Source organism: Microbacterium oryzae, assembly GCF_009735645.1.
GTDB lineage: Bacteria > Actinomycetota > Actinomycetes > Actinomycetales > Microbacteriaceae > Microbacterium > Microbacterium oryzae.
In genome coordinates this window covers 2,519,387-2,536,401 of sequence record NZ_CP032550.1, presented here as the reverse complement: position 1 = coordinate 2,536,401, position 17,015 = coordinate 2,519,387, and the positions used below count along the sequence as shown (strand labels likewise).

Below are 17,015 nucleotides of genomic sequence, written 5' to 3'. Positions count from 1 at the left end.
GTCAGCTCTCCTCGAGGGTCAGGCCGGTGAGCGCCTCGAGGCCCTCGCGGGTGTTGTCGCCAAACAGCTCACGCACGCGGAAGCCCCGCTCGGTGACGTCGAAGACCGCATGATCGGTGTAGACGCGGGTGACGCAGGCCACTCCCGTGAGCGGGTAGGTGCAGGCTGCGACGAGCTTGGACTCGCCCTGCTTGGTGAGCAGATCGGTCATCACGAACACCTGCTTCGCGCCGATCGCGAGGTCCATGGCGCCGCCGACGGCCGGGATGGCGCCGGGGGCGCCGGTCGACCAGTTCGCGAGGTCGCCGCGGGCGGAGACCTGGAATGCACCCAGCACGCAGACGTCGAGGTGCCCGCCGCGCATCATCGCGAACGAATCGGCGTGATGGAAGTAGGCCGCACCGGGCAGCGCCGTGACGGGCTGCTTCCCCGCGTTGATGAGGTCGGGATCCACCGCCTCGCGAGCGGGCGCCTCCCCCATGCCGAGCAGCCCGTTCTCGGTGTGGAGGATGATCTCCTGATCGGAGGGCAGGAAGTTGGCGACGAGCGTCGGCGCGCCGATGCCGAGGTTGACGTACGACCCCTCGGGGATGTCGGCCGCGATGCGGGCGGCGAGCTCATCGCGGTCGATGCGTGTGGTCATCATCGGTCCTCTCCCCGAGACAGTGGTGCGCCCTCGACCGTGACTCCGCCGACGAACTCGCCGTCGTGCAGCCAGGCCCGCTCGCCGACCGCTACCACGCGGTCGACGAAGATGCCCGGGGTGACGACCGCCTCCGGGTCGAGGGCGCCGAGGGGCATGATCTCGTCGACCTGCACGACCGTGGTCGCGGCCGCGGTGGCCATGATGGGGCCGAAGTTCCGGGCGGTCTCGCGGTACACGAGGTTGCCCCAGCGATCGGCGCGGTAGGCGCTCAGCAGAGCGAAGTCGGCGCGGATCGGATACTCCAGCACATACTGCCGTCCGTCGATCTCGCGCTGCTCCTTGCCTTCCGCCAGCTGCGTGCCGACACCGGTCGGACTGAAGAAGGCGCCGACGCCGGCGCCGGCCGCGCGGATCCGCTCGGCGAGGTTCCCCTGCGGGACGAGCTCGAGCTCGATCTCACCCGCTCGATACAGCCGGTCGAAGACCCAGGAGTCGCTCTGGCGCGGAAACGAGCAGATGATGCGCCGCACGCGGCCGGCGTCGAGCAGCGCGGCGAGGCCGGCATCGCCGTTGCCCGCGTTGTTGTTCACGATGACGAGGTCGCGCGCGCCCTGGGCGATGAGCGCGTCGATGAGGTCGACGGGCTGCCCGGCACGGCCGAAGCCGCCGATCATCACGGTCGCGCCATCGGGGATCCTCGCGACAGCGGCTGCCGCGGTCTCGACGGTCTTGTCGATCATCGTGATCTCTCTCGTTCGCTGTGCGAACAGGCGTTCGCTCTGCGTCGAGCATATCGCGAGGAACCGCGCCTGCCAAGGGCCCGGTGCGATGTCACCGACGGTCACGCGATGCGACAGGAGGCGCAGCGGGGCGATAGCGTCGCGACGGGGTGCATCCCCGGAACGAACAAGGAGCAGCATGACGACCATCGAGACGACCACCGCCGGCAGCCTGCCGCGCACGCAGGCCCTCATCGACGCCAACGCGGCGCGGACCTTCGAGGACGACGGGTTCACCCTCACCTCGACGCCCGAGTACGAGGAGCTCGTGGCCGAGGCCGTCCGCGACGTCGTGGAGCGTCAGCGCGAGGCGGGCATCACGCAGCCCGGCGACGGCGAGTTCGGCAAGGCCATGTCGAGTTCCGTCGACTACGGCGCCTGGTGGGGCTACTCCTTCCAGCGCGTGAACGGCCTCTCCCTCACCGAGGAGAACATCTTCACGCAGCAGCCCGTTCGCTCCGAGCCGGGGAACGTGCGGCTCACCTCGTTCCCTGACCGCCGCGACTGGACGATCTTCCGCGACGCCTACACCGACCCCGCGAGCGGCATCTCGACGGGCAAGAACGCCACGGCCTTCCCCACGACGACGGGCGAGATCACCTACAAGGGGCACGACGCGGTCGCCGCCGACGTGCGCCACCTCGCCGGCGCGCTCCGCGACGGCGAGCAGGGCTTCCTCACCGCCATCGCGCCCGGGTCTGCCGCGCGCATCGCGAACGACTTCTACGGCAGCGAGAACGAGCACATCCAGGCGTGGGTCGAGGCCCTGAAGCCGGAGTACCGGGCCATCACCGACGCAGGCCTCATCCTCCAGCTCGATGACCCGTCGCTCGCGGAGAACTGGGACCAGATCAACCCGGAGCCGACCGTCGAGGACTATCTCGCCTTCACGCAGATCCGCATCGACGCCATCAACGACGCGATCGCCGGCCTCCCCAAGGAGCAGGTGCGCCTGCACCTCTGCTGGGGTTCGTGGCACGGCCCTCACACCACCGACATCGAGCTGAAGCACATCCTGAGGACCGTGCTCGGCGCGAAGGTCGGCCAGATCTCGTTCGAGGCCGCCAACGCGCGCCACGAGCACGAGTGGGCGGTCTGGGAGGAGAACAAGGACCTCATCCCCGACGACCTCGTCCTCGTCCCCGGTGTCGTCGGCCACTCCACGAACCTCGTCGAGCACCCCGACCTCGTCGCGCAGCGCATCGAGCGCTTCGCGAAGATCGTCGGCCCCGACCGCGTGATCGCCGCCACCGACTGCGGCCTCGGCGGCCGCGTGCACCCGCAGATCGCGTGGGCGAAGCTCGACGCGCTGGGCGAGGGCGCCCGCCGCGCGTCCCAGCGCGTCTGACTCGCCGACGGACGACCGGATGGCCCCTCCCGCATCGCGAGAGGGGCCATCCGCTTCTCGCGGTGTTGCGAGGGCAGAGCCCGGGTGCGACGCTCGACGGGACGGCCGCAGTCGCGGCTCACCGCGAGGAGGAGCAGCCATGGACTCTGCCGACGTCGTCATCGTCGCGGCGGCCCGCACCCCGCAGGCGCGCCTGAACGGCCAGCTGGCCGCGCTGACCGCTCCGCAGCTCGGCGCGACGGCGATCCGCGGCGCTCTCGCGCGGGGCGGCGTCGATCCGCACGTGGTGGACGCCGTCATCATGGGCCACGTGCTCGCCGCCGGAGCCGGTCAGAACGCCGCGCGTCAGGCCGCCGTCGGCGCGGGCATCGGGTGGGACGTGCCGGCGCACTCGATCGACAAGGTCTGCCTGTCGGGGCTCACGGCCGTCATCGACGCGGCCCGGATGATCGCCCTCGGCGACGCGGAGGTCGTCGTCGCGGGCGGCATGGAGTCGATGTCGCGCGCGCCGCACCTCCTCATGGGCTCCCGCACGGGCTGGACGTACGGGTCGGTCGAGGTCCTCGACCACCTCGCGCACGACGGGCTCACGGACGCCTCGGAGGGCGTCAGCATGGGACTGTCGACCGAGCGCCGCAACGGACCGCTCGGGATCGGGCGCGCCGAGCAGGACGCGGTCGCGGCCCTGTCTCATCAGCGCGCGGCCGCGGCGTGGGAATCGGGCGTCTTCGACGTCGAGGTGGTGCCGGTGGAGGTCCCCGCGCGCCGCGGCGGTCCGACGGTGGTGCGCCGCGACGAGGGGATCCGCGCCGACACCACGACGGAGAGCCTGGCCAGGCTCCGTCCCGCCTTCGCGGAAGACGGCACGATCACCGCGGGCAACGCGTCGCAGATCTCCGACGGCGCCTCCGTTGTCGTCGTCACCACGCGCGCGCGGGCCCGGGCCGAGGGATGGTCGGTGCTGGCGGGCGTCGGAGCGTCCGGTCAGACGGCGGGGCCGGACGCGTCCCTCCAGGGGCAGCCGGCCCAGGCCATCCGACGAGCCCTCGAGAAGCAGGGTATCGACGCGGCGGATCTCGACCTCGTGGAGATCAACGAGGCGTTCGGAGCGGTCGTCGCGTACGCATCGCGGGAGCTCGGCCTCGACTCGGCGATCGTGAACGTGCACGGCGGCGGGATCGCGATCGGCCACCCGCTCGGCGCCTCGGGCAACCGCCTCGTCGTGCACGCGGCACACGAGCTCGCCCGTCGCGGGGGCGGCATGGCGGTCGTCGCACTGTGCGGCGGCGGCGGCCAGGGTGAGGCGCTCGTCATCACGCGCTGACGAGCCCCGCCCGATGCGCCTTCCGTAGACTCGGGCCACGGCGTGCCCGAGCGCCGGGCGGGAGGTAGACGCGAGGGTGACGACGCGGACGATGTTCGGGTGGTCCCGCCTGGCGGCGGCCGCCCTGTGCCTCGTCGCGCTCGCGCATCGCCTGCTCTGGGGGCTCGGCTCGCAGACCATCGCGGGTGAGAACTTCCTCGCCTACCTCACCATCCAGTCCAATATCGCCTTCACGGCGCTCGCCGCCGTCGCGGGGGTGATCGCGCTGCGCCGCGACGAGGACCCGCCCTGGCTCACGACCGCGCGCGCCCTCGTGCTGAGCTGGACGATCACGGCGGGCCTCGCGTTCGCGCTAATCGTCTGGCAGGCGGGCATGCGCGGCATCGCCATGAGCGTGCCGTGGTCGGACGTCGTGCTGCACTTCGTGCTTCCGATCTGGACCATCCTCGCGTGGGTGCTCGGTCCCGGTCGGCGTGCGGCGTCGTGGCGCGTGGTGCCGTTCGTCCTGCTGTACCCGGTGCTCTGGGGGGCGTTCACGCTGTGGCGCGGATCCGTCGTCGGCTGGTACCCCTACTACTTCCTCGACCCGCGCCAGGTCTCCGGACTCGCGGAGTTCTGGGGCTCGTGCGCGGTGGCGCTGGCGATCTTCGCCGCGGTCGCCTCCGGGCTCGTGCTGCTCAGCCGCGTGCGCACGACCGCCGGGGACTGAGGCGTCGCCGCCGCGAGGCGGCCGGTGTCACTCCGGGGCGAAGAACACCAGCGAGGCGAGCGCCGCGGCCTGCGCCTCGTCGTCGTCGAGCGCGGCGAACTCGGCCGCGGCGCCGCCGCCCACGAGCCCGACGAGCACCGGCTCTCCGGTCGCCGGCTCGAGGTTGAACCAGGTGCGGATGAGCCCGTCGCCGCCCACGACGTGCCAGATCACGGCGTCGGTGGACCAGAACCGCTCCTCGAAGCGCAGCCACGCCGTCTCGATGGCTCCCATGCCGAGGGCGGCGAGCGCCCCGCGGTGGGCGGTCGGCAGCTCTGGCGAGAATTCGATGGACTCGTTCTGCAGCACGCCGAGCGGAACCGTGACGACGACGCGGTCGAACGACAACGCCTCCCCCGTCGCGATGCGGAGGCTCACGCCGCGCTCGTCGTAGGCGATGCGGACGACCGGCGACGACAGCGTCACCTGGATGTCGGTCAGCGGGTTCTCGACGAGCCCGCTCAGGTTCCCCGCCGCGCCGATCAGCGTCTCCGGTGGGATGGCCGGAGCGAACCAGCTCGAGGCGGCGTCGGGATCGGCGCCGGTCGTCGCAGCGAGCCAGGCGAGGGAGGCCTCGAGCGCGGGGTCCTCGACGTCGGCGCCGGCCGCATCGAGCGCGTCGGCGAGGGACGAGTCCGCCGGCTGATCGGCCGCACGGTCCGTCGCCTGCCGCACCGCGTCGAAGCCGGGCGTCGCCGTCTCGCCGGACGCCGACCATCCGACGGCCGGCTCGAGGTCGAGCTCCTCGACGCCCAGCAGGCGCAGGCGCCCGAGGAACGCCGCGTCGTCCTCGCCGAGGGTCCACGCACCGAGCTGCACCGGGATGGGCCACGCGTCGTCGGAGACGGAGTGGATGCGGCCGCCGACGCGGTCCCGCGCCTCGAACACCGTGACGTCGAAGCCCGCGTCGGCGAGGCTGCGCGCGACCGTCGCGCCGGCCGCGCCGGCGCCGACCACGGCCATCCGCTCGCCCTCGACCGCTCGGTCGAGCACCTCCGCCGCCGCGCGCGCGCCCGAGTCGTATGCGCCGAGCACGGAGCCCGGCCGGTCGGATGCGGTGGCCTCGCCGGCGAAGAAGACGCGGTCCTCGAGCGGTGCGGCGAGCACGGCGCGCTGCTGGGGCGTCGCTCCCACGCGGATGAAGCTCGCCGCTCCCCGAGAGAAGGGGTCGCTCGTCCATGCGCTGCGGAGCCACCGCTCGGGCGACGGCACGGCGGGTGCCGGCGTCGGCGTCACGGTCGTCGCGCTCGGCGTCGGCGTGGGCGTCGCGCTCCCGGTCGGCGAGGGGGACGGCCGCTGCCCGCCGGTGCACGAGGCGAGCAGCATCGCGGCGGCGCCCGTTCCGGCGCCGACGAGCAGCGTGCGGCGCGTGATCCTCATCGTGTGGTCAGACTATCCCGCACGGGAGGAGTTCCTCTCAGACGGAGGGCGAGAGCGCGCGAGCCTTCCGCACCACGGCCGCGTAGGCGTCGGCGCTCGGCTTCGGCGTGCGGGCGAAGGTGTCCCGGTCGACGGACACCAGGCCGAGCTTGGGTCCGTAGCCGAAGATCCACTCGAAGTTGTCCATGAGCGTCCAGTGGCAGTAGCCGAGCACCGGCGTCCCGGCCGCGATCTCGGCGGCGAGCGTCTCGAGTGCTGCGGGGATGAACGCGGCGCGCTGGGAGTCGTCGTCGGTCTGGATGCCGTGCTCCGTGACGAGGACCGGCACGCCCGACACCTCATGGGCGTAGCGGACTGCTCCGGCGAGCGAGGCCGGCTCCAGCACGGAGCCCATCCCGTTGCGCGGGCCGTCGGGCAGCACCTCGCCGGAGGCGTCGAAGAGGAAGCGCTCGTAGTTCTGCACGCCGATGAAGTCGTCCTCGCGGGCGACCTCGAGCCAGTGGTCGTAGACCGCCGCGCGCCGCGCGTCGCGGTGCTCCTCGCCGCCGGGCAGCGCGACGTCGTCGGCGATCGCGATGGAGACACCGACGGGGAGATCGGCGCGGCGAGCCTTGATCGCGGCCTTCGCCGCCCGATGAGCGAGCGTGAAGCCCGCCTGGAAGTCGTCCTGCACGTCGGCGGGGATGACGTTCGAGGCGAAGTAGCGGTCGGTTCCCGCGGCTCGTGCGGCAGCGGCAAGCATCTCGCGCTTGATCTGCTCCGCCACCGGGGGGAGCTTGCCGCCGGCCTGCAGCAGCTGCTCGAGGTTCGGCTCGTTGAGCGTGACGCCTGCCGCAAGGCGGTCGCCGAAGCGCGCCATCACCCGGTCGCACTGATCAGCGAAGAGGTCGGCGGCGTCGGAAGCCAGCCACGACCCGGCCGCCGAGAACCAGTGCGGGGAGGCGAAGTGGTTGAAGGTCACCAGCGGCGCGATGCCCCGCTCGAGGGCGGCGTCCACGACGCGCTCGTAGTGGTCGAGCTCGCGCTGCGACACCTCACCGCGCGCGGGCTCGATGCGCGCCCACTCCACCGAGAAGCGGTAGGCGTTCAGGCCCATGCCCGCGACGGTGTCGAGGTCGGCCTCGAAGAGGTCGTATGCCCGGCACGCCTCGCCCGACTGCTCGCGGAACAGCGACGGCGTCGTGTTCTCGAGGTGCCAGATGTCGCTGTGGACGTTGCCGCCCTCGTTCTGGTGGCCTGCGGTGGCGACGCCCCACAGGAAGTCATCGGGGAAGGAGGTCATATCAGCTGCTTTCTGAGACAGGCGGCGTGGATGGCCGCTCCCGGGAGGGAGCGGCCATCCGGTATCAGCGTGCGCCGCGTACGAAGAGGATGACCAGGCCGCCGAGCACGGCGGAGATCGCTCCCGCGACGAACAGGGCCGCGAAGTTGGGCCCGGTCGCTCCGGCGCCGATCGCGAGGAGGGCGGGGGCTGCGGCCGCGACGATCGTCACCGGAAGGTTGTCGGCGATCTTGAGGATGCCGAGGTCCTTCGCGGGGTTGTCGGGATCGGGCAGCACCTGCGTGGCGAGCACGAGCTCGACGGCGAAGTACACGCCCTGCCCCAGGCCCACGACCGTGCACGCGACGAGGTAGAAGCCGAAGTTCGGAGCCGCCGATGCCAGCACCAGTCCGACGGCGAGGATCACTGCGGCGGCGAGGATGAAGGGCTTGCGCACTCCCAGGCGGTCGCTCAGGCGTCCGATCACCGGAGCGACGAGCAGGGTGATGCCCGCGTTCACGACGACGGTGAGGAGGATCGCCGTGCCCAGGCCGGCGGGCTCCAGATGCAGCTTCTGCAGGAGGTAGATCGCCTGGTAACCGTTGAGGGCGGCGACGCCGGAGAAGACGAGCATCCGGCTCGTGAAGACCCAGGTGAAGGGCGAGTGCCTCCGCGGATTCACCCAGAAGACGTTCAGCAGCGCCCGGAGGTCGAAGGCCGGCCGCGGGAACTCCCACTTCGGGTCGTGGATCACCGCGGCGAGCACGAGCATCCCGATCACCGCGAGGGCGGTGGGGATCCCGACGAGCGGAACGAGGTGGTCGCCGAACGGCACGGACACGGCCATGCCGAACAGCGCCCCGACCGGCGTTCCCATGCTGATCAGCGCCGTCGCCACGCCGCGGCGGTCGGCTGGCAGCTGATCCGTCAGGAGCGCCGTGACCGTCACGTTCGCCGTGACGAAGCCCGTGGTGATGAGAAGGTGCGCGAGGACGAAGACGGGGATGTTCGGCGCGGCGACGAGCGCGACCGCGCCGACGGCGAATGCGAGCGCGCCGAGCAGGAGGTACGGGCGGCGGCGACCGAACCGCGAGCGCGAGCGGTCACTCATAGTGCCGATGATCGGAAGGGCGAAGAGGGTGAGGATGCCGGCGATGCCGCTGGAGAGGGAGATCGTCGTGGTGGCGGCCGCGGCGTCGAGCGCGGTCGCCTTCAGCGTCAGCGTCAGGAGCGCGGCGGACATCTGCGCGGCACCGGCGCCGACCATGGCCAGCACCAGGAAGAACGTGAAGCCGCGCGGCGGGCGCACGCTCTGTCGGAACAGCTGGGTCGGGGTGGGCTCCGCCACCGCGTCGGTCGTGAGCGACGGAGTGGTGCCGAGCGGCGTGGCCGCGGGGGCGTTCTCGGGAATGGTCATGGTGGTGGCTTCCTTGCCGTGAGGCCGTCGGGTCGGCCGGGTCGTCGTCGATTGTGGCACCCCGGGAGTGGGGGCGACGGAGACGCTAACACGAAAACCTGTTGCCCTCAATGTTTTCGCTCGGATCCTGGTACGGTGCTCATATGGCAGGGCCCCGAGGCGAGTACCGCAAGAGCGCCGAGCGGCGCGCGCAGATCCTCGAGGCGGCCTTCACGGTGTTCGCGAAGAACGGGTACACCGCCAGCTCCGTCAATGAGATCGCCCGCGCCGTCGGCATCACGCAGACGGGAGTGCTGCATCACTTCGCCGGTGGGAAGATCGCCCTGCTTCGCGCCGTGCTCGAGCAGCGCGACGCGCGGGCGGCCGGCATCCTGGAACCTCGCCGTGGCCGGGACTTCCTCGCCGGGCTCGTCGAGATCTCCGCGGCACAGGCGTCGCAGCGCGGCGTGGTCCAGCTCTACCGCAACCTCTCCGCCGAGGCCGTGGATCCCGATCATCCTGCGCACGAGTACTTCCACGCGCGACTGCACCGCATCGCCGACGCGGTCACGAGCGCGTTCGAGGAGGTCCGCGCCGCGGGCGGTCTGCGCGAGGACGTGGATCCCCGGGACGCGGCCCTGCGCACCCTCGCCATGACGGAGGGGCTGGAGCTCCTCTGGCTCAACGGCTTCGAGGTCGACATGGCGGCCGACATCCGCGCCTTCATCGACGGCCACCTCGTCGATCCTCTCTGACCCCTCATCCCTCCGCGGGTGCCGCCGCCCGCCGACACGCAGGAGCATCATGCCCATCGCCATACGTCCCGTCGCCGTCGAACACCACCGCGAGCCGCTGGGCATCGGCGAGACGCGCCCGCGCCTGTCGTGGGTCGTCGACGGCGCCGAGCGCGGATGGGCGCAGCGCGCCTACGAGATCGAGGTCGCCTCTCCGACGAAGACGGAGACCACCGGCCGCGTGGAGTCGGCGGAGCAGGTGCTCGTGCCGTGGCCCGCGGCGCCGCTCGGCAGCCGCGAGCGCCGCTCGGTGCGCGTGCGGGTGTGGGGCCTCGACGACGCCGCGTCGGGCTGGAGCGCGCCGACCGCGCTGGAGACGGGCCTCCTCGACGCGAGCCTGTGGCAGGCGCGCATGGTCGTACCCGTGCTCCCGGAACCGGGCGACGGCGGGGAGCCGGCTGCGCTGCTGCGCGGCGAGGTGGAGGTGCACGGCGGCATCGTCCGCGCGCGCATCCGGGCCACCGCGCACGGCGTCATGACCCTGCATCTGAACGGCACGCCGGTCGGCGACGACGCGCTCCACCCCGGCTGGACGAGCTACGCCAGCCGGCTGCGCTACCGCACCTGGGACGTCACCGACCTCGTCCGCGAGGGGCGCAACGCCATCGGCGTGCACCTCGCCGACGGCTGGTTCCGCGGCTACCTGGGCTTCGCGGGCCTCCGCGACGTCTATGGCGACCGGACCGGCGCGCTCGTCCAGCTGGAGATCGAGCACGCCGACGGCACGATCCGGGTGGCCGGCACCGACCGGACCTGGCGCTCCACCCTCGGCCCGGTCACGCGCGCCGACCTCTACATGGGCGAGTCGTACGACGCCGACCGGGCCCTTCCCGGCTGGGACGCGCCCGGCTTCGACGACGCCGGCTGGGAGGCGGTGGAGGTGACGACGCTCGACCCTGCCGTCCTCGTCGCGCCGGACGGACCTGCCGTCCGCGCCACCGAGACCCTCCAGCCCCGCGCCGTGCTGACGAGCCCCAGCGGGAAGACCCTTCTGGACTTCGGGCAGAACCTCGTGGGCCGCCTGCGCGTGGACCTGCCCGCCGGCCCCGGCACCGTCGTTCTGCGGCACGCCGAGGTGCTCGAGCACGGGGAGCTCGGCACGCGCCCGCTGCGTCAGGCGCGTGCTACGGACGAGGTGGCCCTCGGCCACGAGGCGTTCACCTGGGAGCCGTCCTTCACGTTCCACGGCTTCCGCTACGCCGAGGTGAGCGGATGGCCGGGCGAGGTCGACCCTGCCGCCTTCCGGGCCGTCGTCCTCCACACCGACATGCGGCGCATCGGCACGTTCGAGGCATCCGACCCGCAGCTGAGCCGGCTGCACGAGAACGTCGTGTGGGGGATGCGCGGCAACTTCCTCGACGTGCCGACGGACTGCCCCCAGCGCGACGAGCGTCTGGGATGGACGGGCGATCTCATGGCGTTCGCCCCCACCGCGGCCTACCTCTACGACACCGCGGGGATGCTCTCGGGATGGCTGTCCGACCTGGCGGTCGATCAGCACGAGGACGGCAACGTCCCCGTCTACATCCCGTGGGCCGACGTCGACCCGCACCTGCCGCCGCTCGGCGCGGAGGCGGGATGGGGCGATGCCGCCACCGTCGTCCCGTGGACGCTCTTCGAGCGCTACGGCGACCTCGGCATCCTCGAGCGCCAGTGGCCGTCGATGAGTGCGTGGGTGGACGCCTTCGCCAGGCGGGCGGGCGAGCACCTGGACTTCGCCAGCGGTGGATTCTCCTTCGGCGACTGGCTCGACTCCGCCGCCCCCGACGACCAGCCCTGGGCGGCGCGTCTGCCCTGGCAGGCTGTCGCCACCGCCTACCTCGCGCAGTCCGCGCGCATCCTCCGGGACGCCGCGATGGAGCTGGGCCGCTCTCAGGACGCGCTGCGATACGGCGATCTGTTCGACCGCGCGGCGCAGCGCTACCGCGATGAGTACGTCACCCCGACCGGCCGGGCCGCGTTCCCGTCGCAGACCGCCTACGCCCTGGCCATCCGCTTCGGCCTGCTCCTGCCGCATCAGGTCGAGCATGCCGGCGCGATGCTCGCAGAGCAGGTCGCCGCCGACGGCTTCCGGATCGGCTCTGGGTTCCTCGGCACGCCGCACGTGCTCGACGCCCTCGCTGACACCGGCCACGCTGCTACAGCTTGGAAGCTGCTGCTGCAGGAGGAGTGCCCGTCGTGGCTCTACGCCGTGACGATGGGCGCCACTACGATCTGGGAGCGGTGGAATTCGATGCTGCCCGACGGCTCCATCAACCCCGGCGAGATGACCTCGTTCAACCACTACGCCTTCGGTGCCGTGGCGGACTTCCTGCAGCGGCGCGTCGGCGGTCTCGCCCCGGCCGCCCCCGGCTACCGCCGCATCCGCGTGGCGCCGCTGCCGACCCCGGAGCTGACCTGGGCCCGCACCGCGCACGAGACGCCCTATGGGCGCGCGGAGGTGTCGTGGACTCTCGAGGGGGATGCATTCGCGCTCGAGGTCGTCGTGCCGCCGTCGACGGAGGCGGAGGTCGCGCTTCCCGACGGCTCCGCACCGACCGTGGTCGGCGCCGGCACGCATCGGTTCACCTGCGCCTTCACGCCGGGCGAGGCCGCGAACGTCGCGGCGTCCTTCACGGGCTGATCGTCGTGCGCCCCATCCTCCCCGGGTTCTTCCCCGACCCGTCGATCTGCCGCGTCGGCGACGCATACTATCTCGCGAACTCGACCTTCGAGTACGTGCCGGGCGTGCCCATCCATCGCAGCCACGATCTCCTGACGTGGGAGCTCGTCGGGCATGCCCTGACAGACGCCGCGGTCGTCAATGCAGCGCCCGGACGCCCCGGCGCCAGTCAGGGGATCTTCGCCCCGACCATCCGGCACCGCGACGGCACCTTCTTCATCGCGACGACGAGCATCCGGGACGTCGGGCGCGGTCAGCTGGTCGTGCACGCGACCGATCCCGCGGGGCCCTGGTCGGCGCCCGCCTATGTGCCGCAGACGCCGGGCATCGACCCCGACCTCGCGTGGAGCGATGACGGCACCTGCCTTCTCACCTGGCGCGGGTTCACTCGCCCCGGCATCCACCAGGTTCCCATCGATCCCTGCACGGGCGAGCGCCTCGGCGAGAGCACCGTGATCTGGGAGGGCTCCGGTCTCGCGGACACCGAGGCGCCGCACCTGCTGCGTCGCGGAGACTGGTGGTACCTGGTCGTGGCCGAGGGCGGCACGCATCTCGGCCACAGCGTCTCCGTCGCGCGGGCGCGCGACCCGCGGGGCCCCTTCGAGGCGCACCCCGCGAACCCGATCTTCAGCCACCGGAGCCTGGATCACGAGGTGCAGGCGACGGGCCACGCCGACCTCGTCGAGCGCGTCGACGGCACCTGGGCCATGGTCTACCTCGGCATCCGGCCGGCCGGAGCCTTCCCGCGCTTCCACGCCAACGGGCGGGAGACCTTCCTGGCGGGAGTGGAGTGGCGGGACGGCTGGCCCGCGGTGATCGAGGATCGGTTCGACGTGCCCGCCGCCGACACCGCGTTCGTCGACCACTTCGACGCGGACACGCTGCACGGCCGGTGGGCGTCGCCCTCGGTCGCACCCGCGCAGGTCGCCACGCCCCACGGCGCGCTCGCACTCAGCCGCGCGCCCGAGGAGACCGACGGCCGTGCCGTGCTCGCGACGCGCATCCGCGACCACGAATGGCACGCCAGCGCTGCGTTCAGCGGTGACGCCTGTCTCGGCGTGCGCATCGACGGCTCGCACTGGTACGGCGTGGAGACCCTCGGCGCGGTCGTGCAGGTACGCGCCGTGGTCGGCGCGCTCACGCAGACCGTGGCCACCGCGCCGCTGCAGGACGGTGACGCCCTCGCCATTCGAGCCGTGCGCGAGCCCGTGGAATTCGACAACACGCGCGGCCCCGACGAGCTCCTGCTCGGTGTCGATCGCGACGGAGCCTTCGTCGAGCTGGCGCGCCTGGACGGCCGCTACCTCTCCACCGAGGTCGCGGGTGGCTTCACAGGACGGATGCTCACCGTGGAGGCGCTGGCGGAGGACGTCGCGGTGCAGTGGGTGCAGTACAGCCCGCGGCAGTAGGCGGTCGGGAGGGGGCTCCGCCGCCTCCCGACCGGAGAAGCCCCTACTGGTTGCTGAATGCCGCGTCGAACGACGCGGCGGGCAGCTGCCACAGCAGCGAGCGGATGTAGCCGACGGCCTCCGCCGCGCCGTGCAGGCGATCCATGCCCGCGTCCTCCCACTCGATGGAGATCGGGCCGTCGTAGCCGATCGAGGCGAGAGCGCGGAACGCGTCCTCCCACGGGATGTCGCCATGCCCGGTCGAGACGAAGTCCCAGCCGCGCCGCGGGTCACCCCACGGCAGGTGCGAGCCGAGAATGCCCTGCCGGCCCGACGCGTGACGGATCCGTGTGTCCTTGCAGTCCACGTGGTAGATCCGGTCGGCGAAGTCGGTGATGAACGAGACGGTGTCGACGCCCTGCCACGCCATATGCGACGGATCCCAGTTGAAGCCGAACGCGGGGCGCCGGTCGATGGCCTCGAGGGTGCGGACGCTGGTCCAGTGGTCGTACGCGATCTCCGAGGGGTGCACCTCGTGGGCAAAGCGCACGCCCTCGTCGTCGAAGACGTCGAGGATGGGGTTCCACCGGTTCGCGAAGTCCTCGTACCCGGCATCGATGACCTCGGCCGGCACCGGCGGGAACATCGCCACGTACGGCCAGATCTTCGAGCCCGTGAAGCCCACGACGGTGTCGACGCCGAGCTTCCGCGCCACGCGCGCCGCGCGCTTCATGTCCTCGGCCGCGCGCTGTCGCACGCCCTCCGCGTCGCCGTCGCCCCACACGTAGTCGCGCAGGATGGCCTGGTGGCGGAAGTCGATCGGGTCGTCGCACACGGCCTGGCCGGCGAGGTGGTTCGAGATCGCCCACACCTTCAGGCCGTATCGGTCGAGGATGTCGAGCCGCGACTGCACGTAGGAGTCGTCCTCGTCGGCCCGCTGCAGGTCGAGGTGGTCGCCGGATGCGGCGATCTCGAGCCCGTCGTAGCCCCACTCCGCCGCGCGCTGGGCGAGCTCCTCGAAGGGCATGTCCGCCCACTGCCCGGTGAAGAGCGTGACGGGATGGCGTGGGTCGGTCATGGATCCTCCTGGATCAGGCGTCGAACGGCGTCGCGACCCACGCGCCGGAGCGCGCGGACTCCACGACCGCCTCGGTGAGCTGCGCGGCCCGCAGGCCGTCGCGGAAGGTCGGCAGCCCCTCGGGTTCGGCGCCCGTGGTGGCCGCGTACGCGTCGGAGACGAACGCGTTGAAGGCGTCCTGGTAGCCCATCGGATGACCCGAGGGCACCCGGCAGAGACGAGCCGCGTCGGGCGCGAGGAGGCTCTCCTCGCGCGGCAGCAGCAGCGCGCCGTCGCGTCGTCCGATCCAGAGGTCCTCCGGACGCTCCTGCTCGAAGCGGTACGCGGCGTCGCCCGTGTGCACCTCGAGCGTCAGGCCGTTCTTGCGACCGGCGGCCATCTGGCTGACGAGCGCCGTTCCGGGCGCCCCGCCGGAGAGCTGGAAGAGCACGGCCGCGATGTCCTCGTTCTCGACCGGACGGCCATCCCGCTCGTCGTACACGGTGCGGGTGAGCGCGCACAGCCGCACGACCCGCTCCCCCGTGACGAACTCGAGCAGGTCGAACAGGTGCGAGCCGATGTCGGCGAACGCGCGAGACGCGCCGCCGGCGGCGCCCGCGCGCCAGTTGCCGTCCTCCTGCTCGAGCATCCAGTCCTGCAGGTAGGCGGCGTCGATCGAGAGCACGGCCTCGCCGCCGCGCGCGATGCGCGCCCGCGCCTCGCGCACCATCGGGTGGTAGCGGTAGACGAACGGCACGGCGCCGACGACCCCCGAATCCGCCTGCGCGTCCACGAGGCGCCGCGCGTCGGCCGAGGTCGTCGCGATCGGCTTCTCGCAGACGACGTGCTTGCCCGCCGCGAGGGCGGCCAGGGCCTGCTCGGCGTGCTGCGCGTTCGGCGTGCACACGTGCACGATGTCGACCTCCGCGTCCGCGAGGAGCGCGTCGGCTCCCGAGAACGCGTCCTCGACGTCGAGCTCCGCCGCCGCCGCCGACGCGCGCTCGGGCGACGAGGAGGCGAGGCCGCGCAGGCGCGCGCCCGCTGCCCGGGCCGCACGGGAGTGGACGCGGGCCATGAACCCGCCGCCGAGGAACCCGGCGCCGATGTCAGAGCTCATAGGGGGTCCACTCCGCGGGGATGGGCTCGGGCCGTTCGATGCGGCTCGTCACGGCCACGCTCTCGCCGCTGGCGACGGAGGTGTCGATCGCGATCATCGTCTCGAGCACGTGCAGGCCGATCTCGCCGGTCGCGCGGTGCGGCTGCCCCGAGCGGATGCCGCGCACCATGTCGACGATGCCGAGACCGCGGCCGCCGACGACGCCCTCGGTCGGAAGGTCCTCCCACTCCGGCTCGGGGTGCGACGCGGTCGGCGCGCGGAGGATGCGCAGGGGACCCTCGAACATGTTCGGGTCGGGGATGGCCAGGGTGCCCTCGGTGCCGGTGATCTCGACCACGCCCATCCGGGTGAGCGCCGACTCCCAGCTGAAGATGCTGGAGCTCGTGCCGCCCGCCTCGAACTCGAGGATGGCGTTGACGTGCGTCGGGACGTTTACGGGGAACTCGGCGCCGATGCGCTCCCCGGCGCGGACGGTGCGCGTGGGGGTGCTCGTCAGACCCGCGGCGGATGCCCGTGCCACGGAACCGAAGACGTTCACGAGGGTGGTCAGGTAGTACGGCCCCATGTCGAAGACGGGCCCGGCGCCCGGGGCGAAGAAGAAGTCCGGATTCGGGTGCCAGCGGTCGGGGCCGAGGCTCATCATGGCGGTCCAGGCGCCGATCGGGCGCCCGATCTCACCACGGGCGATCGCGCGCAGCGCGCTCTGCACGCCCTGCCCGAGGACGGTGTCGGGCGCGATGCCGACGCGCAGCCCCTTCTCGGCGGCGCGCGCGACGAGCTCCTGCCCCGAGGCGTAGTCGACGGCGATCGGCTTCTCGCTCCACACGTGCTTGCCGGCCTCGATGGCGGCCAGCGACACCTGCGCGTGCACGGCCGGGATGGTGAGGTTGACGACGAGCTCGACGTCGGGGTGCGCGAGCACCTGGTCGGGCGTTCCGGAGAACCCGACCTCGTGCTTCTGCGCCTGCGCGGCGGCGCGCACCGTGTCGATGTCGCCCACGGCGACCACGCGCACGTCGGGGAACCGCCCGAGGTGCTCGAGGTACGTGTTGCTGATCATGCCCGCGCCGATGAAGCCGACGCCGACGGGTTCCCGTTCGCTCACAGGCCTGTCT

14 protein-coding genes are annotated in these 17,015 nt (G+C 72.3%); 6 read left to right on the top strand and 8 right to left on the bottom strand.

The window, feature by feature from the left end; all coding sequences use genetic code 11:
* Position 1 precedes the first annotated feature (1 nt).
* A complete protein-coding gene (locus tag D7D94_RS11855) occupies positions 2-643 on the bottom strand; it encodes a 3-oxoacid CoA-transferase subunit B (protein WP_156242795.1) in 642 nt (213 codons plus the stop codon).
* On the bottom strand, positions 643-1,386 hold the full coding sequence (locus D7D94_RS11850; protein WP_156242794.1) for a 3-oxoacid CoA-transferase subunit A: 744 nt from the start codon (positions 1,384-1,386) through the stop codon (positions 643-645). Before D7D94_RS11850 ends, D7D94_RS11855 begins: the two co-directional genes overlap by 1 nt.
* Before the next feature lie 178 nt (positions 1,387-1,564).
* Between D7D94_RS11850 and D7D94_RS11845 the strand changes: the two genes are divergently transcribed.
* The 3 genes from D7D94_RS11845 to D7D94_RS11835 all read left to right on the top strand — a co-directional run bounded on the left by D7D94_RS11845 (position 1,565) and on the right by D7D94_RS11835 (position 4,806).
* A complete protein-coding gene (locus D7D94_RS11845) occupies positions 1,565-2,773 on the top strand; it encodes a cobalamin-independent methionine synthase II family protein (protein WP_156242793.1) in 1,209 nt (402 codons plus the stop codon).
* Between the two features lie 139 nt (positions 2,774-2,912).
* On the top strand, positions 2,913-4,097 hold the full coding sequence (locus D7D94_RS11840) for an acetyl-CoA C-acetyltransferase (RefSeq protein WP_156242792.1): 1,185 nt from the start codon (positions 2,913-2,915) through the stop codon (positions 4,095-4,097).
* Between the two features lie 76 nt (positions 4,098-4,173).
* Entirely contained in the window at positions 4,174-4,806 is a 633-nt protein-coding gene (locus tag D7D94_RS11835) for a Pr6Pr family membrane protein (protein WP_156242791.1), read from the top strand.
* 27 nt (positions 4,807-4,833) lie between these two features.
* Here D7D94_RS11835 and D7D94_RS14540 read toward each other — a convergent pair whose 3' ends face one another.
* The 3 genes from D7D94_RS14540 to D7D94_RS11820 all read right to left on the bottom strand — a co-directional run bounded on the left by D7D94_RS14540 (position 4,834) and on the right by D7D94_RS11820 (position 8,903).
* On the bottom strand, positions 4,834-6,225 hold the full coding sequence (locus D7D94_RS14540) for a flavin monoamine oxidase family protein (protein WP_156242790.1): 1,392 nt from the start codon (positions 6,223-6,225) through the stop codon (positions 4,834-4,836).
* Between the two features lie 37 nt (positions 6,226-6,262).
* Positions 6,263-7,507, bottom strand: coding sequence for a family 1 glycosylhydrolase (locus tag D7D94_RS11825; RefSeq protein ID WP_156242789.1), 1,245 nt, complete (start codon positions 7,505-7,507; stop codon positions 6,263-6,265).
* 64 nt (positions 7,508-7,571) lie between these two features.
* A complete protein-coding gene (locus tag D7D94_RS11820) occupies positions 7,572-8,903 on the bottom strand; it encodes an MFS transporter (protein WP_156242788.1) in 1,332 nt (443 codons plus the stop codon).
* A gap of 143 nt (positions 8,904-9,046) precedes the next feature.
* On the opposite strand from D7D94_RS11820, the gene D7D94_RS11815 reads away from it, so the two are divergent.
* Genes D7D94_RS11815 through D7D94_RS11805 form a run of 3 tightly spaced genes read left to right on the top strand, consistent with a single transcriptional unit; the run spans position 9,047 to position 13,747 of the window.
* Positions 9,047-9,637 (top strand): TetR/AcrR family transcriptional regulator, encoded by a 591-nt coding sequence (locus tag D7D94_RS11815; protein WP_173024323.1) that lies wholly within the window; start codon positions 9,047-9,049, stop codon positions 9,635-9,637.
* Between the two features lie 49 nt (positions 9,638-9,686).
* Entirely contained in the window at positions 9,687-12,299 is a 2,613-nt protein-coding gene (locus tag D7D94_RS11810) for a glycoside hydrolase family 78 protein (RefSeq protein WP_173024322.1), read from the top strand.
* A gap of 5 nt (positions 12,300-12,304) precedes the next feature.
* Positions 12,305-13,747, top strand: a complete 1,443-nt coding sequence (locus D7D94_RS11805; RefSeq protein WP_246171790.1) for a glycoside hydrolase family 43 protein — start codon at positions 12,305-12,307, stop codon at positions 13,745-13,747.
* 43 nt (positions 13,748-13,790) lie between these two features.
* On the opposite strand, the gene D7D94_RS11800 is transcribed toward D7D94_RS11805, so the two are convergent.
* From D7D94_RS11800 to D7D94_RS11790, 3 genes are read right to left on the bottom strand one after another with little or no spacing between them, the layout of a single operon-like run.
* Positions 13,791-14,804, bottom strand: coding sequence for a sugar phosphate isomerase/epimerase family protein (locus D7D94_RS11800; protein WP_156242785.1), 1,014 nt, complete (start codon positions 14,802-14,804; stop codon positions 13,791-13,793).
* 13 nt (positions 14,805-14,817) lie between these two features.
* Entirely contained in the window at positions 14,818-15,900 is a 1,083-nt protein-coding gene (locus D7D94_RS11795; protein ID WP_156242784.1) for a Gfo/Idh/MocA family protein, read from the bottom strand.
* Positions 15,890-17,005 carry a Gfo/Idh/MocA family protein gene (locus tag D7D94_RS11790; RefSeq protein ID WP_281349290.1) on the bottom strand — a complete coding sequence of 372 codons (1,116 nt, stop codon included), beginning with the start codon at positions 17,003-17,005 and terminating at the stop codon, positions 15,890-15,892. Before D7D94_RS11790 ends, D7D94_RS11795 begins: the two co-directional genes overlap by 11 nt.
* Positions 17,006-17,015 lie beyond the last annotated feature (10 nt).